The 26,261-nt window shown below is 59.1% G+C and carries 23 protein-coding genes; 9 read left to right on the top strand and 14 right to left on the bottom strand.

Annotation, left to right across the window (positions count from 1 at the left end; genetic code table 11):
- Positions 1 to 68 precede the first annotated feature (68 nt).
- Positions 69 to 1,283: an OpgC domain-containing protein gene (locus tag FIV05_RS02840; RefSeq protein WP_152508606.1), complete on the top strand. Its 1,215-nt coding sequence runs from the start codon at positions 69 to 71 to the stop codon at positions 1,281 to 1,283.
- 124 nt (positions 1,284 to 1,407) lie between these two features.
- Here the strand turns inward: FIV05_RS02840 and FIV05_RS02845 are convergent, their stop codons facing one another.
- The 6 genes from FIV05_RS02845 to FIV05_RS02870 form a co-directional block, all read right to left on the bottom strand.
- Complete coding sequence (locus FIV05_RS02845) at positions 1,408 to 3,204, bottom strand: diguanylate cyclase (RefSeq protein ID WP_152508607.1); 1,797 nt, start codon at positions 3,202 to 3,204, stop codon at positions 1,408 to 1,410.
- 483 nt (positions 3,205 to 3,687) lie between these two features.
- Complete coding sequence (locus tag FIV05_RS02850; RefSeq protein ID WP_031268868.1) at positions 3,688 to 3,972, bottom strand: DUF1150 domain-containing protein; 285 nt, start codon at positions 3,970 to 3,972, stop codon at positions 3,688 to 3,690.
- Positions 3,973 to 4,004: 32 nt separating this feature from the next.
- Complete coding sequence (locus tag FIV05_RS02855; protein ID WP_006934007.1) at positions 4,005 to 4,433, bottom strand: Hsp20 family protein; 429 nt, start codon at positions 4,431 to 4,433, stop codon at positions 4,005 to 4,007.
- 160 nt (positions 4,434 to 4,593) lie between these two features.
- Positions 4,594 to 5,454: a LysR family transcriptional regulator gene (locus tag FIV05_RS02860; RefSeq protein WP_152508608.1), complete on the bottom strand. Its 861-nt coding sequence runs from the start codon at positions 5,452 to 5,454 to the stop codon at positions 4,594 to 4,596.
- Between the two features lie 457 nt (positions 5,455 to 5,911).
- A complete protein-coding gene (locus FIV05_RS02865) occupies positions 5,912 to 6,400 on the bottom strand; it encodes a DUF4440 domain-containing protein (protein WP_152508609.1) in 489 nt (162 codons plus the stop codon).
- Positions 6,401 to 6,493: 93 nt separating this feature from the next.
- Positions 6,494 to 7,312, bottom strand: coding sequence for an RNA polymerase sigma factor (locus FIV05_RS02870; RefSeq protein ID WP_152508610.1), 819 nt, complete (start codon positions 7,310 to 7,312; stop codon positions 6,494 to 6,496).
- A 167-nt stretch (positions 7,313 to 7,479) separates the two neighbouring features.
- Between FIV05_RS02870 and FIV05_RS02875 the strand changes: the two genes are divergently transcribed.
- Together FIV05_RS02875 and FIV05_RS02880 are read left to right on the top strand one after the other, a co-directional pair.
- Positions 7,480 to 7,839, top strand: a complete 360-nt coding sequence (locus tag FIV05_RS02875; RefSeq protein ID WP_055657337.1) for an MmcQ/YjbR family DNA-binding protein — start codon at positions 7,480 to 7,482, stop codon at positions 7,837 to 7,839.
- Positions 7,829 to 9,016: an MFS transporter gene (locus FIV05_RS02880; protein WP_209009842.1), complete on the top strand. Its 1,188-nt coding sequence runs from the start codon at positions 7,829 to 7,831 to the stop codon at positions 9,014 to 9,016. Before FIV05_RS02875 ends, FIV05_RS02880 begins: the two co-directional genes overlap by 11 nt.
- A gap of 7 nt (positions 9,017 to 9,023) precedes the next feature.
- On the opposite strand, the gene FIV05_RS02885 is transcribed toward FIV05_RS02880, so the two are convergent.
- The 6 genes from FIV05_RS02885 to FIV05_RS02910 all read right to left on the bottom strand — a co-directional run bounded on the left by FIV05_RS02885 (position 9,024) and on the right by FIV05_RS02910 (position 15,965).
- Positions 9,024 to 10,160, bottom strand: a complete 1,137-nt coding sequence (locus FIV05_RS02885) for a DNA alkylation repair protein (protein ID WP_152508611.1) — start codon at positions 10,158 to 10,160, stop codon at positions 9,024 to 9,026.
- Positions 10,161 to 10,357: 197 nt separating this feature from the next.
- A complete protein-coding gene (locus tag FIV05_RS02890) occupies positions 10,358 to 11,434 on the bottom strand; it encodes a sn-glycerol-3-phosphate import ATP-binding protein UgpC (RefSeq protein ID WP_022999631.1) in 1,077 nt (358 codons plus the stop codon).
- A 13-nt stretch (positions 11,435 to 11,447) separates the two neighbouring features.
- On the bottom strand, positions 11,448 to 12,290 hold the full coding sequence (ugpE, locus tag FIV05_RS02895; RefSeq protein WP_022999630.1) for a sn-glycerol-3-phosphate ABC transporter permease UgpE: 843 nt from the start codon (positions 12,288 to 12,290) through the stop codon (positions 11,448 to 11,450).
- 11 nt (positions 12,291 to 12,301) lie between these two features.
- The gene (locus FIV05_RS02900) at positions 12,302 to 13,183 is read right to left on the bottom strand and encodes an ABC transporter permease subunit (protein ID WP_055657334.1); all 882 of its coding nucleotides are present in this window, start codon (positions 13,181 to 13,183) and stop codon (positions 12,302 to 12,304) included.
- 270 nt (positions 13,184 to 13,453) lie between these two features.
- Positions 13,454 to 14,764 carry an extracellular solute-binding protein gene (locus FIV05_RS02905; protein WP_031268865.1) on the bottom strand — a complete coding sequence of 437 codons (1,311 nt, stop codon included), beginning with the start codon at positions 14,762 to 14,764 and terminating at the stop codon, positions 13,454 to 13,456.
- 508 nt (positions 14,765 to 15,272) lie between these two features.
- The gene (locus FIV05_RS02910) at positions 15,273 to 15,965 is read right to left on the bottom strand and encodes a hypothetical protein (protein WP_152508612.1); all 693 of its coding nucleotides are present in this window, start codon (positions 15,963 to 15,965) and stop codon (positions 15,273 to 15,275) included.
- 150 nt (positions 15,966 to 16,115) lie between these two features.
- Between FIV05_RS02910 and FIV05_RS02915 the strand changes: the two genes are divergently transcribed.
- From FIV05_RS02915 to FIV05_RS02935, 5 genes are all read left to right on the top strand, one after another.
- Positions 16,116 to 16,712 (top strand): hypothetical protein, encoded by a 597-nt coding sequence (locus tag FIV05_RS02915; protein WP_022999626.1) that lies wholly within the window; start codon positions 16,116 to 16,118, stop codon positions 16,710 to 16,712.
- Positions 16,666 to 18,132, top strand: coding sequence for a DNA polymerase Y family protein (locus FIV05_RS02920; RefSeq protein ID WP_022999625.1), 1,467 nt, complete (start codon positions 16,666 to 16,668; stop codon positions 18,130 to 18,132). The genes FIV05_RS02915 and FIV05_RS02920 overlap by 47 nt, the downstream gene beginning before the upstream one ends.
- Positions 18,133 to 18,508: 376 nt before the next feature.
- Positions 18,509 to 21,898: an error-prone DNA polymerase gene (locus tag FIV05_RS02925; RefSeq protein WP_152508613.1), complete on the top strand. Its 3,390-nt coding sequence runs from the start codon at positions 18,509 to 18,511 to the stop codon at positions 21,896 to 21,898.
- A 178-nt stretch (positions 21,899 to 22,076) separates the two neighbouring features.
- Positions 22,077 to 22,385, top strand: a complete 309-nt coding sequence (locus FIV05_RS02930; protein WP_152508614.1) for a metalloregulator ArsR/SmtB family transcription factor — start codon at positions 22,077 to 22,079, stop codon at positions 22,383 to 22,385.
- On the top strand, positions 22,382 to 22,771 hold the full coding sequence (locus FIV05_RS02935; RefSeq protein ID WP_152508615.1) for a VOC family protein: 390 nt from the start codon (positions 22,382 to 22,384) through the stop codon (positions 22,769 to 22,771). Before FIV05_RS02930 ends, FIV05_RS02935 begins: the two co-directional genes overlap by 4 nt.
- A 12-nt stretch (positions 22,772 to 22,783) precedes the next feature.
- Here the strand turns inward: FIV05_RS02935 and FIV05_RS02940 are convergent, their stop codons facing one another.
- On the bottom strand, positions 22,784 to 23,329 hold the full coding sequence (locus FIV05_RS02940) for a hypothetical protein (RefSeq protein WP_152508616.1): 546 nt from the start codon (positions 23,327 to 23,329) through the stop codon (positions 22,784 to 22,786).
- Positions 23,330 to 23,449: 120 nt separating this feature from the next.
- On the opposite strand from FIV05_RS02940, the gene FIV05_RS02945 reads away from it, so the two are divergent.
- A complete protein-coding gene (locus FIV05_RS02945; RefSeq protein ID WP_209009843.1) occupies positions 23,450 to 23,878 on the top strand; it encodes an OB-fold nucleic acid binding domain-containing protein in 429 nt (142 codons plus the stop codon).
- A gap of 70 nt (positions 23,879 to 23,948) precedes the next feature.
- Here the strand turns inward: FIV05_RS02945 and FIV05_RS02950 are convergent, their stop codons facing one another.
- A complete protein-coding gene (locus tag FIV05_RS02950; protein WP_152508617.1) occupies positions 23,949 to 26,057 on the bottom strand; it encodes a hypothetical protein in 2,109 nt (702 codons plus the stop codon).
- Positions 26,058 to 26,261: the final 204 nt, after the last annotated feature.

Consider the following 26,261-nt stretch of genomic DNA (forward strand, 5'->3'; position numbering starts at 1 on the left):
ACGTGAACGCTCACACACAAACGAAACGCCCACGCGATCCGCGGCTTGATTTCTTCCGCGGCCTTGGAATGTTCATTATCTACGTTGCCCACCTACCATGGAACTGGTGGACGCTCTGGATTCCCGCCCGGTTCGGGTTTTCCGATGCGACTGAAATCTTCGTCTTCTGTTCGGGCATGGCCTCCGCGCTCGCCTTCGGCAAGATCTTCGACGTTCATGGCTGGGGCATGGGGGCAGCGCGCATCCTGCACCGCATGTGGCAGGTGTACTGGGCGCATATCGGCCAGTTCCTGGTCCTCGCCGTTGGCCTTGTCATGCTTCAGAACAGCGGTTACCTGGCTGAGTGCTGCGGCCTGGAAGAAAACTATGTCGCCTCGCTCAACCTCCTGCATCTCTATGACAACGCCGAGATGGCCCTGCCCGGTTTGCTGACGATGACCTGGGTGCCGAACTACTTCGACATTCTGCCGATGTATGTGGTGATCCTGTCGCTGATCCCGGCGATCATGCTTGTCGCCCGCTATTCGGTGCCGGGCGCTTTCGCGTTGTCGATCGGCCTCTGGCTGGCCGCCCAGTTCGACCTGCTGAGCCTGCCGGCCGAACCCTGGTCGGACCGGGAATGGTTCTTCAATCCCTTCGCCTGGCAAATGCTGTTCTTCACCGGCTTTGCGTTCATGCGCGGCTGGATACCGGCACCTCCCGTCAACAAGACGTTGATCGTGCTTTGCGCGGTGGTGCTTGTCGCCACGGTTCCCTTCGCCTACTTCCGTGCCTTTCAGGAAAATCACCTGAACCTGGTCTGGGCCCGTGAAATCCGCGAGATCATCAAGCCGCTCTGGATCAAGACGGAATTCGGCCTGTTCCGCTACCTGCACTTCCTGGCCCTTGCCTATCTGGCCTGGGTTGCTGCGGGCGAGCACGGCAGACGCCTGCTTGGACATGGCGAGATCTGGGGCCGCTTCGTACGCGTTGTCCAGAAGGTCGGACAGCAGTCACTGCCCGTGTTCATGGCAAGCCTGGTCATTGCCCAGGCGGCGGGCATCCTGCGTGACATGGTCTGGGGTCGCGGCGAATGGCTTCCGCAGATCCTGTCGAACCTGCTCGGTTTCGTGGCGCTGATTGCCGTTGCCTATGTGGCTGGCTGGTACAAGAGCCAGCCCTGGCGCAAGCCACCTGCGACCACCTCCACCGGACCGTCCGAACGACCGAAGACACCTCCGGCAGATGGCGGCGAACCTGCAGCCAAGGCAAAGCCCGAAACCCGGGAACCGGCCCTCACCTGATAAGGCGCCGGCCTGCTGCCCGACACAAGAACGTCCGCAGAAGTCCTGCTTCTGCGGGCGTTTTGTTTTGAAGGTCTTGCCAATGTGCGGAGCGTCTCTTCCGCCCCTTCACGGGACCGAACGATCAGCCTGTCGCCTGCTGCTGGTCCCTGCCGCTTTCATACACTGTCCGGTCCCGCCCGGCTTCCTTTGCCGCCAGCAAGGCAACGTCGGCCCGCGTGCGCAGCGTTGCAACAGACCCGCCCTTTGGCGTTGCGGCAATGCCGATGGAGACTGTGACCGGTGCAAGCACCGTGCCCCGGTGTGTCATTGTCGTCTTTGCTGTCTTCTTGCGGATGCGGTCGGCAATCTCGATGGCTTCGTTCCGAGAAATGGCCGGCAACAGCACCGCAAATTCCTCGCCGCCGAAGCGGTAGCACGAGCCACGATTTCCAACAGTTTCCGTCAGGACGCCGGCAAAGGATTGCATCACCATGTCCCCCGCGTCGTGGCCGAATTCATCGTTGAAGCGCTTGAAATGATCGATGTCGATCATCAGGCAGGTCAGTGGAGCAATCGTGTTGTCACGCCCCCGCTCGCTCAGGTCCTGGTCAAGCGAGCGTCGATTGAGCAAGCCCGTCAGCGCATCGCGCACTGCAAGCTGGGTCAGCCTGTCACGCAGCTGTAGATTTGCAACGGCGAGCGCCACGTTTTCGGCGATCAGTTCCAGATAGAGCTGTGCCTCCCGTATGGCGTCGCCGTCACCGGCAAGATCCTTGAAACTCAACAGACCGATGATGTCTCCCTGGGCTGTCAGCGGAACACACAGGACAGTTGAGGACGCGTCGGCAAGATGAGCGCAGTTGACGTCGTCGGTACCGTTGTGACTGCAATGCGCCCTGCCGCGGCGCAGGCCCCAGCAATCGTCGGGATTGAAGCTTGCGCGTGAAGGCTGCGGCGTCTTCCACGCTCCGGATTGTTTCAGCACTGTCCGCTGTTCGTTGAGAACATAAAGGCTTCCGGAAAGCTCCGGGAAGATTTGCGGTGCAAACCGGCTGACAACATCGGACAACTCATGCAGCTTCTGGCAGGCCTGCAGGCGGTGCATCATCTGCAGGATGAGGTCCTTCATCTTGAGATCACGTCTGCGCTCCGCATCAAGACGCTCCCTCTCAAGCCCGTTCTCGCGGAAGATATGGATAGCCGCGTTCAGCTCGCCGATCTCGTCGCGACGACCATCGAGTGGGACCTCGACCGCATAGTCCTGGGTGGCTAGCCGGTTGACGATACCTGTCATGCGGGTAAGCGGCAGCGCGACACGCCGACGAAGCACGAAGTAAAGAACGGCAATGAATAGAGCTGCGGTCAGTCCGAGCATTATACGTGCCGTCAGGCCAGCCCAATCGCTGCGCTGTCTGGCAAGTTCCAGCGCCGTGCCTGTGCGGGCATTGACCTGGTTCCGGAAGGTCTCGATTTCCTTCACAAGCCGGGAATGCAGACGATAGTGTTCGTCACCGAACAGGATCGCCTGCGCGCGCTCCGGGGTTCCGGTCTGGAAAGCTTCCAGGGCTTCAAGTTCCAGCTTCTCCAGGGCATCGATCCGCTCATCGATCTGCAGCAGCAAGGCAAGTTCTTCCTCGCTCGCGCCGATCTTCTCGGCATGGCGCGCCTGCTCCTCAAGCTGGTGTTCTTCTTCGTTTACCGTCTCGAAAACGCGCAGGTGCGCGGCGTCCCCGCGCATGATGTAGAGGCGCGCCTCGTCCGTTCTCAGTTCGGCGTCGATTTCGAGCTGCTGACCCAGCTGATCCAGCGCCAGGTGCTGTTCGACCGCAACCCGCTCATCCTGGGCGCTTTGCACGGACAAAATGAAGGCAATTCCGGACAATCCTGTCAGAAGAACGGTAATTCCATAGGCCCAATTGGTGATCGTGCTGATTTTCATACGAAACTTCCAAGACCGTTGCCTGTTGCCCTATGCCGTCCCCAGCGCATGTCACGATCTCCCACTGCCGGACCTTCCGTTCCCCGCAAATGCCTGAAGCTTGCGCCGGCCGGACGCCACACGTGTCATCTTGCGAGCACCTCTCCTTCGGGCAAGCAACCTGTGACGCGACCACGATGAGGGCATTGCACCACATAATTGTTGCCCCGGCAGGCGAGGCCTCTACGACGAAAGAATAATCTCTCGACTTGGTTAACCAAATTCGCAGTGCAATGCATGCATTAATTCCGGAAAAAGAAACAATGCCTGTCACTTCCTGCAAGCTGCATCCAGGTTGAACAACGGTTTTCAACGCATGCGTTCAACAAGCAGAAAGACACCACCATCTCCGGCTCCGGCTCCGGCATGAAGAAATACGACCTGAACACAAAAACACCGGCCAGATGGCCGGTGTCGCGTTCGTTTCACAGTCCTTGGTTGACGTCAGTGCAAAGACGCCATTTCCAGTTCTGCTTCAAAGGCATTGGCAACGGCAGCTTCGCGGCTGTCTGCCAGCAGGATCGGCGTACCGTCCGCATTGAGAAGCGCGTAAAGCGTCATGTTGTCGTGCAATGGCGGGACATCCGGAAACATTTCCTTCAGATCCCGGGCCTTGATCGGCTTGATATAGGCGACATCTCCGGTGCCCAGTTCGGTCAGTTCATCGACCGACATGAATTCGGAAAGTAGCGTGCGGTCTGCCCATGACGGGCTATTGGGGTTTTGCATCAGTCATTCTCCATATGTTGGCCGACGAGCGTTCATTCGCCGCTGGAGATTTCTATTTTTCTGATGACACGCTCCGGTTCCGGGCGTGCCAGGTCGATGGACAGAAGCCCATCTTTCAGGTCGGCTCCAAGGATCTCGATCCCCTCGGCCAGGACAAAGGCCCGCTGGAACTGGCGGGCGGCAATGCCGCGATGCAGATACTGCCGGGTCTTGTCGTCCACCTGACGACCCCGGATGACCAGCTGACTCTCTTCTACCGAGACTTCAAGCTGCTCTCGTGTGAACCCTGCCACCGCCAGGGTGATCCGAATGACATCGCCTTGATCTTCTGTTTTCGGAAGTCTCTCGATGTTATAGGGCGGATAACCGTCGTTGGCGGCCTTGGAGACGCGATCGAGCACGCGCTCGATATCGTCGAACCCGAGCATGAACGGGCTAGAAAACGCTGACATGCGTGACATCCTCAAAGTCCTTGTCGAAGCGACCTTGCGCCCGGACCCTTTCAAGGCATCCGGACCGGAACCAACCGGTTCCTTTCATGATTAAATATGGAGCTTCGTTAAAATTGATTCAAGGAGCCATGCTTTCACCCATTTTTGCTTTCACTGTTCTGTGAATTATTCAGGAGAATGAAGACAAAATCGGGTTCTGTTTCAAGAACTTCGTCAGAGCGGATACCGCCTGGCGAACTGTTGGTACATGGCGCTCGTCCTGATGCATGACCAGCCACCGCTCGGTTTCCATGGTGTCGAACGGGCCTTCGATGCGCATCAGATCGGGATAAGCATCGCCGACAAAGGTCGGCAACAGCATGCGGGCATTGCCTTTTCGTACGAGTGAAAGAGCAAGCGAGGCCTTGTTGACGGTGATTACCGCATCAGTGCCATGGTTCTCCTTCAGCCAGAGGCCCGTCGGCGAATGGGCATCGTCTTCCACCAGCCCGACCCAACCAAGCTCCGCACCCTTTGCAACCTTTGCAGCCTGATAGGCGGCATATTGGACCTTTCCAACCTTCTGTCCGGCCAACCAGGCCTGTTTGGGCCGGCTGTTGCGGATACCGATATCGATCTGCCGGCGAGCAATGTCCCGGTTTCTGAGATCCGCAAGGATTTCCGGCAGCCAGCCCGCGTCTGGGGTCCAGAAGGACGACAGGTTGTCGATGAGCAGCCGCGCGGTCCAGTCTCCCGCCGATATCCGGATCCTCCGGCGCAGGCCTTCTCCTTCTTTCCACGCATCGATGCTGCGGGCGGTCTGGTCCATGTCTTCCAGGTAGCGCAGGAGATCATGTGCGGCAGCGGTCAGCTGGTAACCTCGCGCCTCGCGCTCCACCAGGCGAACGTCGAGGCTTTTCTCCAGAGCGGCAACCCGGCGGCCGAGCGTTGCGGAACTGACGCCGGTCTTGTCAGCCGCACCGGCAAGGCCACCTGCTTTCGCGACAGCCAGGAACAGTCGAAGATCTTCCCAATCGATATTTCGTTTCATTTTTGAAATCTCGTTTTCAATTAGAAAACATGGGAATAGGCGCGTCTCGTGAGATTATCTGCAAATACCTCTTCAACAAAATCAAAATTGAAGGGAGCAGCAGATGCTCATCCCGTATTCCTTGCCGTTGCGAAAAAAACACTGTGTCAGCCGCCTTCCCGCCTGGGACGATCCTGTCAGATCACTCTATCCGCATCATGCGGAATTCTGGCCGCAGCAGATCCCGGAACATGTCCGGCTGCTCAAACTCGGAAAGAGGCTGGCCCGTAAACGACGCCGGCTGGCCGTAATGAAATTCCTGAGGATGTGCCTTGGTCACCCCCACAGACGGAAGAGGCCCCGGAGTATCTCCGAGGCCCCTTGCGGCGAACCGCCCGGCAAGCGCGCAACAGATCGTGGCTGCGCCGTACGGGCCCGTGTCACCGTTTCTCCGGCAGTACCGGCTACCTGACGCAGCTCAGTTCGCGGCCGGGATCAGGCGGCTGCCGTAGGGATTGTCGATCACCATCTTCCAGCTGCCATCCGGCTGCCGCCGCAACACGGCGATGGAAAGGCCTTCACCGGCCACCGGTTTTCCTTCCGGATCGGTGCCGGTCATCGTCCAGGGTGCGATGTGGACAGCAAGATCGCCTTCCACGATCACTTCGTGGCCGGAATAGGTGAATTTCGGCGAAACCGAGCGGAACTGGTGAAACAGTTCGCGCGCCAGGGCGCTGTCGGACACCGGGTTTCCGGGCTCGAAAGCAATGCTCTGGCTTGGTTCATAGGTCTGCATCACCGTATCGATGTCTCCCTTTTCAAAGGAGGTCGTCATTTTTTCGATAAGGGTAATGACGTTCTGTTGTTCCGGGCTCATGTCTTTCGTTCCTTCTGCGAGGCTGGGTTGGGAAAAGGTGACGACGGCAACTGTGGCTGCCATGGCTGCGAGGTGTTTCAACTGGGTCACGGAGGTCTTCCTTTCGATCGGCAAGGCGGTGCCAGTCCCGCCCGTTGCCGGGCTGGTTGATGCATTGTGCGATTACTGGCGGGTCTGGTTGCGTCAGTGGCCGGGGGACAGGATCTCGGTCAGCTGAACACGAATGTCTTCAGGGCAACGTTGCCGGGGAACCGCGTTCTGAAGTTCAAAGGCCTTCAGACCGTCGATCACCGATGCGACCTGCCGCCGGGCGTCGTGATAGGTTTGCGCCCCTCCGACGGAATTGGGATAGGATCCGGGTTGAATTCGGCCGGAAGCGACGGCTGCAGGAAGCCGCTTCGGACAATTGCATTTCGCCTCTGCCGAAACGATGCCGCAGTGGCGCGAGGTAAACGCCATCACTTCCTCCCGTGCCCGCGACAAACGCTTGCGGTAGGCCGCGGGAGCAATTTCCAGGATGCTGGAGGCTTCGCCGTGTTCCAGTTCCAGGATATCGCCCAGCACATAGGCCAGTCTCAGGTCCATGGTCAGACAAAGCAGCATGGCCATGGTGCAGGAAATCCTGAGTTCATTCAGCAGCAGCACATCGTCTGGCGCCTTTGGCGGTTCCGACACCAGGCCGTCTTCAAGGTCGGCTGCAAAGGCATCGAATGTCAGTCCGAGATCCCGGTCGCGAACCTTCTTGGCGCTCACCAGGTAGCGAACGGCCACGCGGTAAACCCAGGTCGAAAACCGGCTCTCGCCCTTGAAGGTTGAAAGTTTGGTCAGGATCAGGATGAGAATTTCCTGTGTCGCCTCGCGCGCATCTTCCGGATTGACCAGAATACGGCGGGCCAGATGATGGATCTGGTCCTGCACGCCCTCCAGAACTCGTTCCAGAGCAATCCTGTCACCTTCCTGGGCCGCCTGGACCGTTTCCGTTTTTACGCTGATTGCCGTCATGTCGTGTTCCGTCTCTTGGTGTCTCGTAATGTTAGAGAGCGCGGGGCTGGAATGTGTGACACGTTTTTTTCATTGCGATGCAGCTTGCGTGATCCGGCCGGAAAAGCCACTCTGCCGCTCCTGCCGACGGAAACCGTTTCCGGTCCCACGACTTTACGAGCACGACAATGACCCGCGACGAGTTTGACGCCTTCTGCAAAAAGCTTCCGGCAACCACGCATGTGATCCAATGGGGCAATGCATCGGTCTGGAAGGTTGGCGGCAAGATCTTCGCCATCTGCTCTGGTTGGGGGGAAGGCGATTTTCCACGGTTCAGCTTCAAATGCTCCGATATTTCCTATTCCCTGCTCACCCAGCAGGAAGGAATGATCCCCGCGCCTTATCTTGCCCGTGCCAAATGGGTGCAGATGGAAGAAGAAGGCGCACTGTCCGATGCGGACCTGAAGGCCTATATCGAAGCCGCGCACAAGATCATCGCGGCCAAGCTGACCAGGAAGCAGCAGAAGGAACTGGGTCTTGCCGGGTGAGATGGCGGGCAAATGGCGATCACTCGGCCTTCTGATGCTGGCCGAGATCGCCGCCATGAGCCTGTGGTTCATGTCCGCAGCGATCCTGCCCGATCTGACCCGTGAATTTCCCATATCCGACTTTGCCCAGGCAGCTCTTTCCAGCGCCGTCCAGATCGGCTTCGTCTTCGGCGCCGTCGCGTCGGCCTTTCTTGGCCTCGCCGACAGGATCGACCCTCGGCGGTTCTTCGCTTTCAGCGCGATCACCGCTGCACTGTTCAACGCAAGCCTGCTGGTGGTTGAGCCGGGTGGGCCGGTTTCAATCCTTGCGCGTTTTGCAACCGGCGTCCTGCTGGCTGGCGTCTATCCGGTCGGCATGAAGATCGCCGTCGGCTGGGGCCAGAAGGATCGCGGGTTTCTGGTCGGTACGCTTGTCGGCGCGCTCACCTTCGGGTCCGCCGCCCCTCATCTTCTGGCCTTGCTTGGTGGCACCGACTGGCGCTGGAGCCTGAGCGTTGCCTCTCTTGCGTCCGCTGCAGGTGGCGTGCTGTGCCTTTTTGCCGGTCTCGGACCGTTCCATGCCAAGGCGCCCCGCATGAAGATGAAGGCCATCTTCACCGCATGGACAAACCCAAAGATCCGCTATGCCTATGCAGGCTATCTCGGCCACATGTGGGAGCTTTACGCCATGTGGGCCTGGATCGGCGTTGCCCTTGCCGTTTCCTTCTCCGCCCATATGCCCGCAGAAACCGCGATCCCGCTGTCTCGCCTCATCGCGTTTTTGACCATTGCAGCGGGTGGTGCTGCCTGCGTTGTCGCGGGGATCATGGCCGACCGCGTCGGCAAGGCGAATATCGCGATTGCCGCCATGGTCATCAGTGGCACCGCCGCGCTCGCCTCGGCCCTCACCTTCGGCGGTCCCGTCTGGCTGACAATTCTGTGCGTCCTCATCTGGGGTGCCTCCATCCTGCCGGATTCGGCCCAGTTCTCTGCCCTTGTCGCCGACTACGCTCCGCCTGACCAGGCCGGCAGCCTGATGAGCTTCCAGACCGCCCTCGGCTTCGCGCTGACTTTCTTTACGGTCCAACTGACACCACTTGGCGCTGAGCTGATCGGCTGGCCCGGCGTGTTTGTCCTGATGGCGATTGGTCCTGCATTCGGGATATTGGGGATGCTCAGGCTCAAGCGGCTTTCCTGAACCGTGATCAGTTCATTGCCGTCGGCATCACCAGCTCGAACTCCGAAAATCCGAAATCCTTCCCGTTGATCCGGAGGCTGATCGCCTGTTTGCCACCGTAGTAGACACGTGTTGTGATCGGCCGGATAGCGTGGCTGCGGGACAGGGTCAGCCGCTCGCCCGGAGCCAGTGTCAACTTGGTCCATTTGAACACCTTGGGCGCCAGCGTGCCGTTGGCTTTCTTGAAATGGATCAGATAGTCGATCACCAGATCCTGCGTTTTACTGCTGGTCGAAACCAGCTCGATATTGAAGCCGACGGCGTCTCCATAAGCAATCTCTGACGTCAGGACCTGCGGGCCTTCGACCCGGATCTCCGGCGGATTGAGCCCGAAGGCTTCCAACGTTTCCGTGTGGCCCTGCTTGATCAGCGACCGGCAGGCGTGACGCACGAGTTTTTCACGGTTCCTGTCCGCCCCCTTCAGCCAACGTTTCGCGATATCGGCCACCAACTCAGGATGGTCCTTGGCGATATCATTGAGGTGATTGGCGACGGACCGGCGAACATAGTCCTCCGGGTCGTCCTTCAGGGCTTCCAGAAGCGGAAGAGTGGGTGTGGGGTCGGCCACCAGAGCCTGGAGCCGCATGCCCCACGGCAGGCGCGGCCGGGTTCCTTCGGAAACCAGCCGGCGGACATGGACGCTCTCGTCCTTCACCCAGGGCGCCATGATGGCGAGTGCCTGGTCCTGGTCCCTGGCCAGGAAGGGGCGCACGTCGAATTCGGCCGTAGCCCGCTTGGTCATTTCCTTCAGCAGCACGAACGAAGCCTCGAAATCATCCAGGCCACTTGCCGCGACGACCATGCCGAGCGGCATCATGCCCCATCCTCGGATACCCTGCTCGTCGCTGCCCCTGTCGAAGGCGACTTCCGTCATCGGATGCAGCATGGCCTGCAGGATGGCAAAGCGGGCAGGCAGCTGCCGTGGCAGATGATGATCCAGATGCCTCGCGATCAGGGCGGCACGCTGCTTGAGTTCCAGGCTGTCCAGCTCTTCCAGGATATCCGCTTCAAAGCCCAACCGGTCGAAACCGGCATGATGTTGCGCGACATGGCCGCCGATGCAGCGCACCAGATCCGGTGAAATGTTGTTCTTGAAGGGTTCCAAAGGTTTCTCCCTGAAGCGGTTTCGAGGTGTTTGCCAGAGCTTCCGAAGGAGTTCCAGACATCTCCTGCCGCTCTCCTGACAAGCACCGTCAGGAGGATGTTCGAATGGCCAAAAACAAAAAGCCACCCCGGTTGCCCGGGGTGGCTCTGTCCTGGTCCGGCGGCCCTCGTTAAACCGCCTCGCCTGACGTTTCCTGATCAGTCGATCCGCCGTCCGGTTTCAGCGTCAAAGTAGTGAACGTTTTCCGGAGCCGCCCGCAGATAAAGCTTCTCGCCCGGCTCATGACGGGCATGGCTCGACACGCGAACCAGGATCTCGTCCCCGCCATCGGCAAAGCTGGAATAGAGATAGCTTTCCGCGCCGACCGGCTCGAGCACGTTGACGCTGGCTTCCAGATGAAGGCCTTCGCCTTCACCGGGTGCAGTCACCACTTCGAGATGCTCCGGCCGAATACCGATGGTGTAGGCATCACGGCCCTTTGCATTGGCACCTTTGAGGCCGGTGCCGGTTGCAAGAGCAAGACCGTTCCCATCCGCCTTGACCTTCAGCAGGTTCATGGCCGGTGAACCGATGAAGCTGGCTACAAAGGTGGAGGCCGGCTTGTCGTAGACATCGATCGGCGCGCCGATCTGCTCGATGTTGCCGCCGTTCAGAACCACGAGACGGTCTGCCAGTGTCATCGCTTCCAGCTGGTCGTGGGTGACGTAGACGCTGGTGGTGCCGAGCGAGCGTTGCAGGCGCTTGATCTCGACGCGCATCTGCACACGCAGCTTGGCATCAAGGTTGGACAGCGGTTCGTCGAAGAGAAAGGCTGCCGGTTCGCGCACGATGGCGCGGCCCATGGCAACGCGCTGGCGCTGGCCGCCGGAAAGTGCCCGCGGCTTGCGCTCCAGGTAGTCGCCGATTTCCAGGATGCGCGCGGCTTCCTTGACCCGGCGGTCGATCTCGTCCTTGGCCATGCCGCGGTTTTTGAGGCCGTAGGCAAGGTTGTTGTAGACCGACATGTGCGGATAGAGCGCGTAGTTCTGGAACACCATCGCGATATCGCGATCCGCCGGATCGACGTTGTTGACGACGCGGTCGCCGATCTTGATGTCGCCGGTGGTGATTTCCTCAAGGCCTGCCATCATGCGCAGCAGTGTGGACTTGCCGCAGCCGGACGGGCCGACCAGGACGATGAATTCACCGTCCGCGATGTCGATGGAAACGCCTTTGACCGCTTCCACACTGCCGCCGTAGACCTTGCGGACCTTGTCGAGAGTTATCGTTGCCATTTATCTAAAAACCTCACTTGTCGCTCTCGACGAGCCCTTTGACGAACCAGCTCTGGAAAATCACCACGATGAGCACCGGCGGCACGATGGCGAGGATCGCCAGTGCCATGGCCTCGTTGAAGTCCGGGATCTGGGCTCCGACCCAGACCTGCAGGATCTGCTTGATGCCGCGAACCAGGGTAAACAGGCTCTCGTCGGTGGTGATCAGCGTCGGCCAGAGGTACTGGTTCCAGCCATAGACGAACATGATGATGAAGATTGCCGCGATCATGGTCTGCGACAGCGGTACCAGGATGTCCTTGAAGAACTTCCAGGGACCGGCTCCGTCGATGCGGGCGGCTTCCAGAAGTTCGTCCGGTACCGACATGAAGAACTGCCGGAAGAAGAAGGTGCCGGTTGCCGAAGCGATGAGTGGCACGATCAGGCCGGAATAGGTGTTCACCATGCCGAGGGACTGGACGATTTCGTAAGACGGCAAAATGCGCACCTCCAGCGGCAGCAGGAGCGTTGCGAAGATCACCCAGAAGCAGAGGGTTGCCATCGGAAAGCGGAAATAGACGATGGCATAGGCCGCAAGCATGGAGATGACGATCTTGCCGATGGCAAAGCCAAGGCCGAGGATCATCGAATTCTTGAGCATGACGAAGCCGTCGACTTCCTTGGTGAAGCCACCGGCCTCGAACAGGACCGTCTGATAGTTCTCGAAGAACTTGCCACCCGGCGTGAACTGGATGCCTTCCTTGTAGATGGTGATCGCATCATGGGTGCTGGTCAGAAACGCCAGCACGACCGGAGTGACCATGAAGAAGACGCCGAGAAGAAGAATGACGTGATCCGAGATCTGCAGTTTTTTCATCGTCGCCTCCCTTATGTGTAGTGCACGCGCCGCTCGATCAGGCGGAACTGGATGATTGTCAGGATGAACACCATCAGCATCAGGATCACGGACTGGGCCGAGGACCCGCCGAGGTCGTTGCCGCGGAAGCCGTCAAGGTAGACCTTGTAAACCAGGGTCACCGGGTTGTTGCCGGGCTCGTTCTTCACGATGACGTCGATGATGCCGAACGTGTCGAAGAAGGCGTAGGTGATGTTGATGATCAGCAGGAAGAAGCCGGTGGGTGCCAGCAGCGGGAAGGTAACGGTCCAGAAACGCCGGAAGCCGGACCGGCAGTCGATGCTGGCGGCTTCCTGAACGGATTTGGAAATGCCCTGCAGTCCGGACAGGAAGAAGATGAAGTTCACCGGGATCTGCTTCCAGACGGCAGTGACGATCATGGCGAAGCTGGTGTCGAAATAGCTTACGCCGATCTGCATCTTCCAGCCGAACAGGGCGAACAAGTCAACGATGGGGCCGACATGCTGGTCGAACAGAAGCACGCCGATCAGGCCGGCGACGGGCGGCGCAACCGCATAGACCCACATCAGCAGGGTCTTGTAGGAAGACGCACCGCGCAGAACCTTGTCTGCCTTGACCGCCAGCAGAAGAGCAAGCCCGAGCGACAGGAACGTTACGAAGAAGGTGAAGACCGCCGTGAACCGCGCCACCCGGCCGTAGTCGGTCGAGGTGATCATGTCCTTGAAATTATCGAGCCCGACGTAGGTCGAGCCGAAACCGAACGGATCTTCGAGATAGAAGGAGGACTGGATCGCTTGCGCGGCCGGCCACAGGAAGAAAACCGTCACGATGCCGAGCTGCGGCAGAAGCAGCAGGTAAGGCAGCCACGGAGACTGAAACTGGACTTTTTTCATTATTTCGTTTCTCGACCACCGGGAACGATTGGCGCCGGCCTCCCCTTGTGGGACGACCTGCCCGAAACATCAGGCATTGGATCTAATGCCGGAGGCTTCATTCATTTCGCTGCGGATCGGCATCCGACCACCCAGACCCCTCTGGCTGAATGTCGGTCGATCCGGGCCATAAACGCATGATATTCGGCTGAATTGGTATGCGTATACAGCCACGCTCAAAGGTCGATAGGGGCGCAAGGCGCCCCTATCGGTCTGGCGACTAAGTCGAGCTTAGTTGCTGGTGGTCTTCGCGAAACGCTCAAGGAGCTTGTCGCCGTCGGCCTTGATGGTCGCGAATGCGTCGTCAACGCTGGTCTCACCGGAGAAGACCTTGCCGAGTTCGCGGTTCATGACGTCGCGGATCTGGACGTAGAAGCCCATGCGGTAGCCCTTGGTCCACTCGCCGCCTTCCAGGGAAAGCTGCTGGATGCCGACTTCAGCTGCCGGAGTGCGCTCGTAGTGGCCGTCCTTCTTGGCCAGCTCATAGGCAGCTTCGGTGACCGGCACGTAACCGGTTTCCTTGTGCCACATGTACTGGACTTCCGGAGAGGTCAGGTATTCGAAGAACGATGCAACGCAGTTGTTTTCTTCAGCCGGCTTGCCGGACATTGCAAACAGAGCCGCGCCACCGATGAAGGAAGCCTTGTTGGCGCCTTCAACTGCTTCCCAGTAAGGCAGGTAGGTTGCGGAGAACGGGAAGTCGACCGTGTCGGCGATGCCGCCGAAGGACCCGGAAGAACCGATCCACAGAGCCACTTTACCTTCGTTGAACGGGGTCTGGTTGTCACCCCAGCCGGTGCCGTAGTAGCCGAACAGACCTTCGTCGAGCCACTTCTTGGCAGCCTTGAAGTGGTTCTTGATCGGCTCGCCGAAGACCAGCTCGGTGCCTTCTGCGCCGTCGTAACCGTTGTTGTTGGTTGCGAACTGCAGGTTATGACGGGACTTGAAGTTCTCGACGAATTCCCACGGCAGGTGCGACTGAACGAGCGGCACGTAACCGGCTTCCTTCAGCTTCGGAGCGATTGCTTCGAACTCTTCGTAGGTCTTCGGAGCTTCGACACCGGCCTTCTTCATCGCATCGTCGTTGATGTAGAGGATCGGAGCGGAGGAGTTGAACGGCATGCCGATCATCTTGCCGTTGCTGTCGGCATAGAAATAACGGACACCGGCGATGTAATCTTCGATGTTGAACTCGGCACCGCTCTCGTTGAGCAGGTCTTCAACCGGAACCACAGCACCCTTGGCACCGATGATGGTGGCGGCGCCAGCGTCGAACACCTGCAGGATGTTCGGCTGTTCGCCAGCGCGGAACGCTGCGATACCGGCGGTCAGGGTTTCTTCGTAGGTGCCCTTGAATACCGGCGTGATCTGGCAGGCGTCTTGGGATCCGTTGTAGCCGTTGGAAATTTCGACAACCACTTCGCCGAGCTTGCCGCCCATGGCGTGCCACCAGGTGATGTCAGTGGCCGCATAAGAAGCGGAGGACGTGCCCAGGAGGGCGGCCGCAGCCACGAGGCTGGCGACGGTCTTGCGATAAGCCATGTTCATTTGCTCCCATCTAGCAGGGCGTCTTTGCCCCGGTCAGCAGTTGGTTCTCTCTCGGTGCCGAAATGGCTTCATCGGCACCCGAAACGATAACGCCTGCGTTTCGTATTGTTTTCATATGAACGTTATATGACGCTCATATGAACATTAAAAGACGCCTTGACCGCGTCCGCAAGAGGGAACGCAGGAAATTTGAAGAATCCCGACCCTTGATGGGATCCAGGGCTGCATTTCCGGCGGAAGCCAAGTTCTCGTCCGACAGCAAAAGCGTGCCCCCGGACACGGCTCCACCCTTGCCGCAATCCCGGTTAATGCTGGACTTTTTGCAGAATTTAGTTGGCTCATATGAAACTGTTCAGTCGTTCATATGAACTCTTGGTGACATTCACCGGCCTGTGGAAAGTGCAGATTTTTTCAATCGCCTGCAGGCCCGAAGCCGGAGCTGCGGACCCGGCAAGGCACTTTACGGGTGCTTGTCAGATACCTTTATGACGCTTTTGGCGCCTCAGGCGTCCTGTCCGAAGATCCGGCGTTTCGTGCTTTCGGAAGAATGCAGGATCTTGTTGTGGAGATAATGCTTGGCCCGCTTCTCCAGAAACCGGAAGGCGTATTCCAGCTTGCCCTTGAGGCTCCGCCGGGGCTTCGGCCCTGGCGTCAGGTGTTTGTGGATCCGCCCCTCGTCGCAGAGCTGCTGGACCCACTGCTTTTCCGCATCCCAGTCGTGGGTGTGCTGCTTGCCCTGATGGGTGAAGCCGAAGAGGTGAATTTCGGCGTCCGGCAGAACATCCAGGAATTCGGCGATGATGGACGCACCCGATGTCGGGTTGCTGCGGTCGAACGGATCGAATCTCTTCAGGTGTTCCCGCGCCTTGTTCGTCGGGCCGAACCCGAGATAACGCGGCTTGCATTCGCGCGCGAACAGCCAGTCGACCTCGCCGTTCTCCTTTATGTCGTTCACCCAGACTTCCGGCGCGCGTTCCAGGGCAAGCGGGTTGATCCGCTTCGACATATAGACCCGGGCCCGGTTGAGCATCAGAACGTCGATCCGCTGCCCCGCAACCCCGAGAGCCGGCGCACTGTTGAAGCGCAGCACCAGGTCCGCCTTGTCGATTTCCGGCGCATCGGCCTCGGAAATCGGTCCGTTGCCGACGATGGAAATCGTCCTGATCTTCCGGCCGTCCAGAAGGCTGCTGGTCATTGGTGCTTTCCTGCCTGTTGTGCCGGGCGTATAGCAACCCGGCTCGTGCCCGGCAACGGCTGTTTGGAATGGATACTGACCGTATCCGGTTCCGCAAACAGCTTCCATGAGTTAGGCTTTGCTCAACCGATTGCTACAGACGATCCTTGCATGTCCTTGAAATTCTCCTCCGTCTTTCCGTTGAAACACGCCCGCGCGCACGAAGTGTGCGGCGACAGCGCGTTGAGCTTTGCCGCGATCGCCGCCGGGATGGCCAAGGGGGCCGTCGTGTGGATTTCGGAAGACTGGCGCCCGACGGTGAACCCGGAAGGCCTTGCGGCCTACTGCGATCCGGGCCGGCTGCTTCTGACCCGCGCCGGCAACCAGCTGACTGCTCTGGCAAGTGCGGAAACCGCGCTCAGGTCCGGCGCGGCCGGGCTGGTGGTGGCCGAACTTTCCGGCACCGTCGGACTGACGGAGGGCCGCCGGCTGCAGCTGGCGGCCGAGGCCGGACGCACCACGGCCATCCTGCTGATCCCGGAAGGCGCGGGCAGCAATGCCGCTGAAACCCGCTGGCGCAGCACCTGTCTTCCGGCCCAATCCGCCCCGTCTTCCGGTCTTGCGCCGGAGCCTCGTCAAAATGGTCACGACTCGACTCATTGGCGCTGGTCGCTTATAAAGAACAAAATAGGAACATTGTCGGAATGGGTAGTACGTTGGGATGCAGCGGCGCATCGTGTCATTGTGGTTTCCGAGGCTGGCGGCTGAGCGCTCCCTGCGTGCCCGGCCCGTCGACGCACCCTTTGCGCTGAGCCTCTTCGACCGCAATTCCGAGCGCCTTTACGACCTGTGTCCGCGTGCCGAAAGCTTCGGCCTCAACCGCGGCATGACGCTGGTTCACGCGCGCAGCTTCTGCCCCGGTCTGCTGACCCGCCCGGCGGACCCGGCCGCCGACCAGCGTTTCCTGAGGCTGCTGGCCCGATGGGCGACCCGCTACTGCCCCTGGGTCGGCCTTGACGGGCGCAACGGCCTTTTTCTCGACATCACCGGCTCGGCCCATCTGCTTGGCGGCGAGGAACCGCTGCTGGACGATATCCGCGCCCGGCTGGCCCGGGCGGGGCTGACCGCCCGGCTCGGCCTTGCCGATACCCCGGGAACGGCCTGGGCGCTGTCCCGGTTTGCCGAAGGCATCGCCGGGACCGGCGAGACCCTTGCCCGCATCGGCCCGCTGCCCTTGTCGGCCCTGCGGCTGTCCGACCAGACCTGCACCAGTCTGGAACGGCTCGGCATCGCCACGGTTTCGCAGCTTTACAATCTGCCGCGCGCCACCGTTGCCCGGCGGTACGAACCCGACGTCCTGCGCCGCCTCGACCAGGCGCTGGGGGCGCTGCCCGAGCAGATTTCTCCCCTTGGCGAGGAACCGGGCTTTGCCGTGCGCATGACCCTGCCCGACCCCATCGGCCTTCTGGACGATGTCATGGCCGCCGCACGCCGGCTGACCGCGCATCTGTGCCAGCGGCTCGACACCGCGCAGAAGGGCGCACGCAGCCTGAAGCTGACCTTTCGCCGGGTCGATCAGGAAAACCAGGCGGTGGAACTGAAGCTCGCCCGGCCGATGCGCGACCCGGAACGGATCCTGGCCCTGTTCGAGCGCGGGGTCAGCGCGGTGGATGCGGGCTATGGCATCGACATGATCCGCCTGGAGGCAACCGAGGTGGAACCGCTCGGCATGCGCCAGCTGGACCGCACCGAGGGCCTGGAGAAGGACGGGCTCGACGATCTCATCACCCAGCTCGGCAACCGGGTGGGCCTCGACAACATCCTGCGGTTCCAGCCGGTCGACAGCCACATTCCCGAGCGCAGCTTCAAGCTGGTGCCAGCCGCCTATAGCCGCCCGGCGCAAGCCTGGCCCGCCAACCGTCCGCGGCCGATCCGCCTGTTCGCGCCCGAGCCGATTTCCGGCACCGGCTTCGAACCGCCCCGGCGCTTCCGCTGGCGCGGCCGGGCCCTGACCGTGTTCGAGGCCGAGGGGCCGGAACGGATCACCCCCGCCTGGTGGGACCTGGACGACAGCTGGGCCAAGGGCCTGCGCGACTACTGGCGCATCGCCACCCACCAGGGCCAGCGCCTGTGGCTGTTCCACACGCCCCAGCACCCGGCCTGGTTCGTGCAAGGGGAGTTCGGCTGATGGGCTTCCGCAGTTCACGCCTTGCCTCTATCGCCTTCCCGGTCCTGGGCTCGCAGATCCCGGGCTCGCAGATCCTGGGCTCCCCGGTCCCGGATCTCCGCTGCGCTGCGTCCGGGATGACGATGGAGAGGATGGTTGTTGTTCCGGCCCTCCCCGCCCCTTGCCCGGTGTCACCCCGGACGAGCATCGCGAGATCCGGGACCCACTCGTTTGCAGAGCGGTGCCGTCAGGGGCTTCCGGTGCCTGAAGGGCAAACGGACCGGCGGTTGGGACCGGGCTTTGCGCTTTTGCTTCGCCAGGGCGGCACGCGGGGACAAGGGGATCCCGCGCATCTGTCTTGCAAGGACAGCGCCGGAAAGAACAGGGAGGCCTGCCGGTGAGCGTGCTTCCGTCGCCTGACGAGTTTCAGCCCGAGCCTGTCCGCTATGCGGAGCTGGCCGTGACGTCGAATTTTTCGTTCCTGCGGGGGGCCTCCCATCCGGAGGAGCTGGTGACCCGTGCCGCCATGCTCAATCTCGATGCGGTTGCCATTACCGATCGCAATTCGCTGGCCGGGGTTGTCCGGGCCTATTCGGCGCTGAAGGAGATCAAGCGGGCAGCGGCCGAGGAAGGCGTTCAGATCCGCTCGCATTCGCAGATCGACACGTCCTCCCGCAAGGAGATGAACACGAGCCCGCCCCTGCCTGCCCCGCAGACGCTGAAGCTGCCGCGGCTGATCGTCGGCGCGCGGCTTTGCCTGCAGGACAGCCCGCTGCACTGGGTGGCGCTGCCGACCGACCGGGCCGCCTATGAGCGGCTGAGCCAGTTGCTTACCCTTGGCAAGCGGCGCGCGGAAAAGGGCGAGTGCCACCTGAATTTCTCTGACCTGATGAACGCCTGCAAGGGCATGATCCTGATTGCCCTGCCGCAGCCGGAGATGGCGCGCGAGACAATTTGTGAGTCGGCTAAGGATCACATTCGCCGCCTGCGCCAGGAAGCGCCAGGACATGTGTTTCTGGGCGCTGCGCCCCGCTATGACGGCACCGACCAGGCCTGGTTCCGCACCTGCGCCCGCGCGGCGCATTCGCTTGCCGCGCCGATGGTCGCCGTCGGCGACGTGATGATGCACCATGCCGGCCGGCGCCGGCTGGCCGACGTGCTGACGTGCCTGCGCGAAGGCTGCACCATCGACGATATTGGCACACGGGCCCTGCCCAATGGCGAACGCCGGCTGAAGGCGCCGGAGGATATGGCAAGGCTGTTCCGCCACCATCCGGCAGCCCTGCGCCGGACGCTTGAGATCGCCACCCGCTGCAGCTTCGATCTTTCCGAACTTTCCTACCAATATCCGGACGAGATCACGGGCAACGAACCGCCCCAGGAGCGACTGGAACGGCTGACCTACGAGGGGCTGGAGAGGCGGTATCCCGCGGGCGTGCCGGACCATGCGCTGGCGCTGGCGGAAAAGGAACTGAAGCTGATCCGCAAACTTGCCTTTGCCGCCTATTTCCTGACCGTGCATGACATCATCCGCTTTGCCCGCAGCAAGAACATCCTGTGCCAGGGGCGCGGCTCGGCGGCCAATTCCATCATCTGCTATGCGCTCGGCATCACCGATGTGGGGCCGGAAACCATCACCATGGTGTCGGAGCGTTTCATCTCCGAACACCGGGGCGAGCCACCGGACATCGACGTCGATTTCGAGCATGAACGCCGCGAGGAGGTGATCCAGTATGTCTATGAAAAATACGGCCGCCACCGCGCCGGGCTCTGCGCCACGGTGATCCACTTCCGCACCCGCGCGGCGATCCGCGAGGTCGGCAAGGTGATGGGCCTGAATGCGGATGTCACCGCCGCGCTGGCCGGGCAGATCTGGGGCAGTTCCAGCAAGGGGCCGGAAGAAACGCGGATGAAGGAGATCGGGCTCGATCTCGACAATCCGCGCGTTCGCCAAACCATCGAGCTGATCCGCGAAATCATCGGCTTTCCGCGTCATCTCAGCCAGCATGTCGGCGGTTTCGTGATCACGCAGGGGCGGCTCGACGCGCTCTGCCCGATCGAGAACGCGGCCATGGAAAACCGCACGGTGATCGAATGGGACAAGGACGATATCGACGCGCTCGGCATCCTGAAGGTGGATCTGCTCAGCCTCGGCATGCTGACCTGCATCCGCAAGTGCTTCGAGCTGATCGACACCCACCACGGCCAGGAACTGACACTCGGCACCGTGCCCCAGGCCGACAGGAAGACCTATGACATGCTGTGCGTGGCCGATGCCATCGGCGTCTTTCAGGTGGAAAGCCGGGCGCAGATGAACTTCCTGCCGCGCATGCGCCCGCGCCAGTTCTACGACCTTGTCATCGAGGTGGCGATCGTGCGCCCCGGCCCGATCCAGGGCGGCATGGTGCACCCTTACATCAACCGCCGCCAGGGCCGGGAGAAGGTCACCTTCCCCTCCAAGGCGCTGGAGGAGGTGCTGGGCAAGACGCTCGGCGTGCCGCTGTTCCAGGAACAGGCGATGCAGATTGCCGTGGTCGCCGCCGGGTTCACGCCGTCGGAAGCCGACAAGCTGCGCCGCTCCATGGCCACCTTCCGGCGCATGGGCACCATCGGGCAGCTGAAGGACAAGTTCATCTCCGGCATGCTGGAGCGCGGCTACGAGCTGGAATTCGCCCAGAACTGCTTCGGCCAGATCGAAGGGTTCGGCGAATACGGCTTTCCGGAAAGCCATGCGGCCGCCTTTGCCATGCTGGCCTATGTCTCGGCCTATCTGAAATGCCACTTCCCGGCCGAGTTCGCCTGCGCGCTGCTGAATGCCCAGCCGATGGGCTTTTATGCCCCGGCGCAGATCGTGCGCGATGCCCGCGAGCACCAGGTGGAGGTACGCCCCGTGTGCGTCAACACCAGCCTGTGGGACAACACCCTGGAGCGGCGCAGCGACGGCGCGCTGGCGCTGCGCCTGGGGTTTCGCCAGATCAAGGGCCTGCGCGAGGAGGACGCGGCCTGGATCGTCGCGGCCCGCGGCAACGGCTATCCGGACACGGAAACCCTGTGGCTGCGCACCGGCGTCATGCCGGCCACGCTGGAACGGCTGGCCGAAGCCGATGCCTTTGCCGGCATGGGGCTCAGCCGCCGGGCCGCGCTCTGGCAGGTGAAAACCATCCGCAGCCCCAAGCCGCTGCCGCTCTTCAACGACCCCATCGACGGCGAGGCGATCTTCGAGCCGGATGTCCTCCTGCCCACCATGCATCTGGGGCAGGAAGTGGTGGAGGATTACCTGTCCACCCGGCTGACCCTGCGCGCCCACCCGATGGAACTGCTGCGCCCGCATATCCCGCATCTGACCCCGCATGACCGGCTGGCGGCGCTGACCCCGCGCGAGGCGCGCCGCGTTTCCGTCTGCGGGCTGGTGATCACCCGCCAGCGGCCGGGCACGGCCTCGGGCGTGATCTTCCTGACGCTGGAGGACGAGACCGGCGTTTCCAACGTGGTCGTCTGGCCGAAGATGTACGAGAAGTTCCGGCCCGCCGTTCTCGGCGGACGACTTCTCAAGGTCACCGGGCGGCTGGAGCGCGAAGGCATGGTCGTTCACCTGATCGCCGACCACATCGAGGACCGCTCCCGCGACCTGTCGCTTCTCGGCCACCCCAACGACGACGTTCTGGGCCAGACGACCACCAAGACCGACGACGTGCCGGTGCATCTCAAATCAGACGCACAACGCACCCGCGCCATGCACCCGCGCGAACAGGCCAAGCGCCTGTTCCCGAGCCGGGATTTTCATTGAGGGGTGGTGTCTAGGATGGGCGGGGGAGCGGAAGATCGCTGCGCTTTGAACTGGCAGTAACAGAGCGGAGGAAACTGCCGCTCGCTCGTCCCTCCCCCAGGCTCGCTTTGGAAGTGAGTTTGATATGCAGTAATTTTACTGCACTTGACATGCAGTAAAATTACTGCATATAGGTACCATGAAAGATGATCAGCTCGACCTAATTTTCAAGGCGCTATCTGACAGCACACGCCGTCGCATCATTGATCGTCTGAGCAAGCAACCTGCTCAGTCGTTGTTCGAAGTATGTGCCGCGTCGGTTGCCGAAGACGGGGTTGCGTTGTCCCGACAGACAGTCTCCCAGCATCTCGCTGTTCTGGAGAAGGCGGGCCTAATCAAGACCGCCTGGAAGGGCCGCACGAAGACGCATTCACTCAGCATAAGCGACGACCACATCGCGGCTGCATCATGGCTCACAACCTACAAACCGAAAGGGACCAAGACATGAAAATCTACGTCACGAGTGTCTTTGTCGATGACCAGGACAAGGCCGAAAAATTCTATACCGAAATCCTCGGATTCAAGGTGAAACACAACATTCCGTTGGGCACCAACCGTTGGCTGACTGTTGTTTCAGAAGAAGATCCAGAGGGAACCGAGTTGCTGCTTGAACCAAGTGAGCATCCAGCCGTGGGTCCATACAAAGAAGCAATCATTGCCGATGGCATCGCCGCACACTCATTTCAAGTGCAAGACCTCGATGCAGAATGGAAGAAACTAAGCGAGCGCGGCGTGACTTTCATTACCGAACCGATGGATGCAGGGGCAGTTCACATGGCTGTTTTTGATGACACGTGTGGCAATCTGATCCAATTGGTCCAAATGAAAGCCTAAAACTGCCATTTCTCAAACCTGCCTCAAGCCATCTGACAATCTATAAATGCTGCAGTCGCCCATCACGGTTAGTTCGACAAATTGGCCACGAACCTTAAAGTCCCAGGGCGGCTCTACAAAAGTAGACCACAGCTTTTTTCCGAATTGATCCCAAACGCCAAACTCCAATTCGGCGGACATCAACACATAGGGGCCGGACTGGTACCAGGCGAAAAAACCGTAGTCGGTTTCGTCTTCCCAAAGCCTCCTCTGTTCTTCGATATTATAACATAGCAGGCGTTCACCAGCGCCGACAAACGCTAAGGAAGTATCTGGAATCAATAGAACTCCGGGGCTGAAAGTTCGCTGTGAATCCTGATACTTTTGGGCAACGATGACGGGTGGCCATCCGTTTGCGTTATTGCCTTTTGAGAAGCCCAAGAAGAGAAACCGGCCTTCAGAATTATTGAGGTCGATCTGATCCACAAATTCTGCATGATCGAGGTATGAACCAAAGATGGATGGTAGGCTTCCATCCTCGATCCACATTTCCCATTCCCCGAGCTTGATTGAATTCATCTTGCGTATTCCAAGCGTGTTTACACAGTTGAGCCAATAATCCTCATGGGGCTGGAAAGGTCAATTTGGCCTTGTTGCAGTCCTTCCCCGCATGCAGAACGAGTAGCAGCTTCGGGCTGAATGCACGAGACTGCCTTGAAAGGGCTGGCCACTCTTGGCCAGGGAATCAAAGCCGACCGAGCTGCCACTTCCAGCACGGCCTCGGGCGTGGTCTTCCTGACGCTGGAGGACGAGACCGGCGTTTCCAACGTGGTCGTCTGGCCGAAGATGTACGAGAAATTCCGGCCCGCCGTTCTCGGCGGACGGCTGCTGAAGGTCACCGGCCGGCTGGAGCGCGAAGGCATGGTCGTTCACCTGATCGCCGACCACATAGAAGACCGCTCCCGCGACCTGTCCCTTCTGGGCCACCCCAACGACGACGTTCTGGGACAGACGACCACCAAGACCGACGACGTGCCGGTGCATCTGAAATCAGACGTACAACGCACCCGTGCCATGCACCCGCGCGAACAGGCCAAGCGCCTGTTCCCGAGCCGGGATTTTCATTGAGGGGAGGTGTCTGGGATGGGTGGGGAGCGATCTTTGTAAAGTCTACCAAGCCAATCAGGTCGTCATGCCATCAATCATCAATATTAAGGCCTTGATTTGCGATACCGTCGAAATAAGCCGTTTCAGCCTGTTCCGTAAGCGCGTACGAATAAACTTGGCCAGCACTTTTGCGCGATACCAAGCGCCGTTCATACAGCTTGCGGCCACGCCTACCAACCAGCTGCCCCGAACAATCAAGCTCACTGGCAATCTCCGCGGCAACCATATTTCTTTTCTCAGTTTTTAGAGCTTGAAGAATTCCTAACTCAGTCTCAGGAAGTAGAAGGCTGTCATCAACCGACTTGATTACATCTTCGTACTTCCTTGAAAGGTTAACCACCTCGCAATGCCCCTGGCCGCACGACGGGCAGCGCATCTTCATCAGCTTCAGAGCTGGCAAAATCTCAACATCAAAGTCTTTTTTGCAGAAGTCACAGCAAATTTCCTGATTTGAGTTAATAAATTCTCTTATAATGCTATTGTAATCGAAGCGGCGGCTCATAAAGAACAAACGGTCGGAACGCTTTTCTGAAGGTCTCCCGAAACCGATCTGGTATTTTGTGCAAAGACCATAGTTGAGCGCAAAAACTGATACTCGATTTCCTTCACGGTCAGATTGCTCAAAATACTTCGTTACGAAAAAGGCAAGCTCAAGCGAAAGAAGAAGATCATCGTAATCACGCGCGATGTAGAAATGACTAGAATAAGTGCTGTCAGAAGAACCGTCGGAAGTGCGAGACCCTTCTTGGCGAAGAGAACGCGCTTTGCGTACGATTTTTTCGAGAAGTTCTTTCAAAGAAAAAATGGATGATCGCTCCCTAAATGCCAAGCGGAAAATCCCAGAACTAAAAAAAGGAAGGACTTTCTCATCAAAAAAACGTTCGGAAGCGTCTTGGATGGCCCTAATACCGATAGTCTTTCCATAGATTAGGTTCGACTCATATGAATAGAGTAAAACGTGACCTAGTATTCTCGGATTAGCCATCGTCGCAAAAAAAAGTGTGCGGTAAAACTCGTCCATCCGACTGGAGGGGAAAATGGTGGTTTGATCAATTTTGTTGAAGGACAAGCGCTTCTCGACAAGGCGACGCACAAAGTCAGTGGCTTTTTCTTCCATCTGGCTAACGCCAGCACCGCCATAAAGGTCATAAATGTCTAGGCTAACCTCCTCTATCTTTGTTTTATCCAAACTACCTAGATAAATACGTCCAGGATAAGCAGCTATTTTAAACTTTATGAAGTCGGACCATCGCGATAGTGGAGATATCAGACTATCCACAACCACCTGCATGGCATCTGAAGGTAACTCCGAAAAATCGTCCAAGAAAATATATAGATGCTTCATGTCGATACTGCGAAGAATCACCCTCAACTGATCGATTACGTCGGGCACCTGAACAATTCTCATTAATATTTGGCTATACTCTTCCTGTTCAGATTTTGCTTCTGAAACAGATCCAGAAACTTTAAGATTTGCAGAAGCATTGTATTTGACAGGATCCAAGCTCAAAGAAGCGCCTGCCTCTGCGGCCTGCTTTCCAGAGTGTTCGGATTGCAACTTCCGTAGCGAAACAATATAACCCGCGATATCTTCGTAATTTGGTTTCTCGAGTCGCTCGATGACTTCGTTTAGGCGCTCAAAGCACTCATCAGAGCTTCCGACTAAATTATCTTTAAGTCTGCTAAGGAAATTCTGGCGAATCTGAGACTGCATTTCATCTCGAACATCGACTAGCAAACTCTTAAAGAAACGCTTCAAGAGCAAAAAACGCTCTATCTGACTGGAAGACATAGCATCTTTAAGTTCTTCAACACGTTCAAGCGAGGATGGATCAACTTGCGAGGCTTCATATACATTGCGTATATCCATGTATGCGGATACCGCACCTCGATTGTTCTTCCTTATTTCGTGTTGAACTCTTTGGAAGACGGTCGATTTTCCAGTGCCTTTTCGTCCTACCAAGAAGGTGGTAGTCGGCGCTAATAGTGATTTGAAAACCTGTTCGTTTGGCAACGGATCGACATAGAGTTTTTCAATCAGAGTTCTGTTTTTCTCATCACTCAGTTCAGCGCGACTATACAGTTTCAACGAAACGGCTGCTTTATGAAAGCTGTCTAAGGTCTGTTGAGGAAACGCCATAATTTATGCCAATCTATGTCATTGTCGAACGCTTCCACAATTTCTAGCAACAGCAGAGATCAAGTACAATGTGTCGATGTAGCCGACAACGGTTTCGTCATAGGTCAATGGTGCTAAGATAGCTGGACGTATGAACTCATCGCCAGTGTTAGACTACTGCTTATCAAAGTTAGGTTCGAGTGCGGAGCTGTCACTCTGCCGGTG

Origin of the sequence: Labrenzia sp. THAF191a (genome assembly GCF_009363335.1) — a bacterium.
GTDB lineage: Bacteria > Pseudomonadota > Alphaproteobacteria > Rhizobiales > Stappiaceae > Roseibium > Roseibium algicola.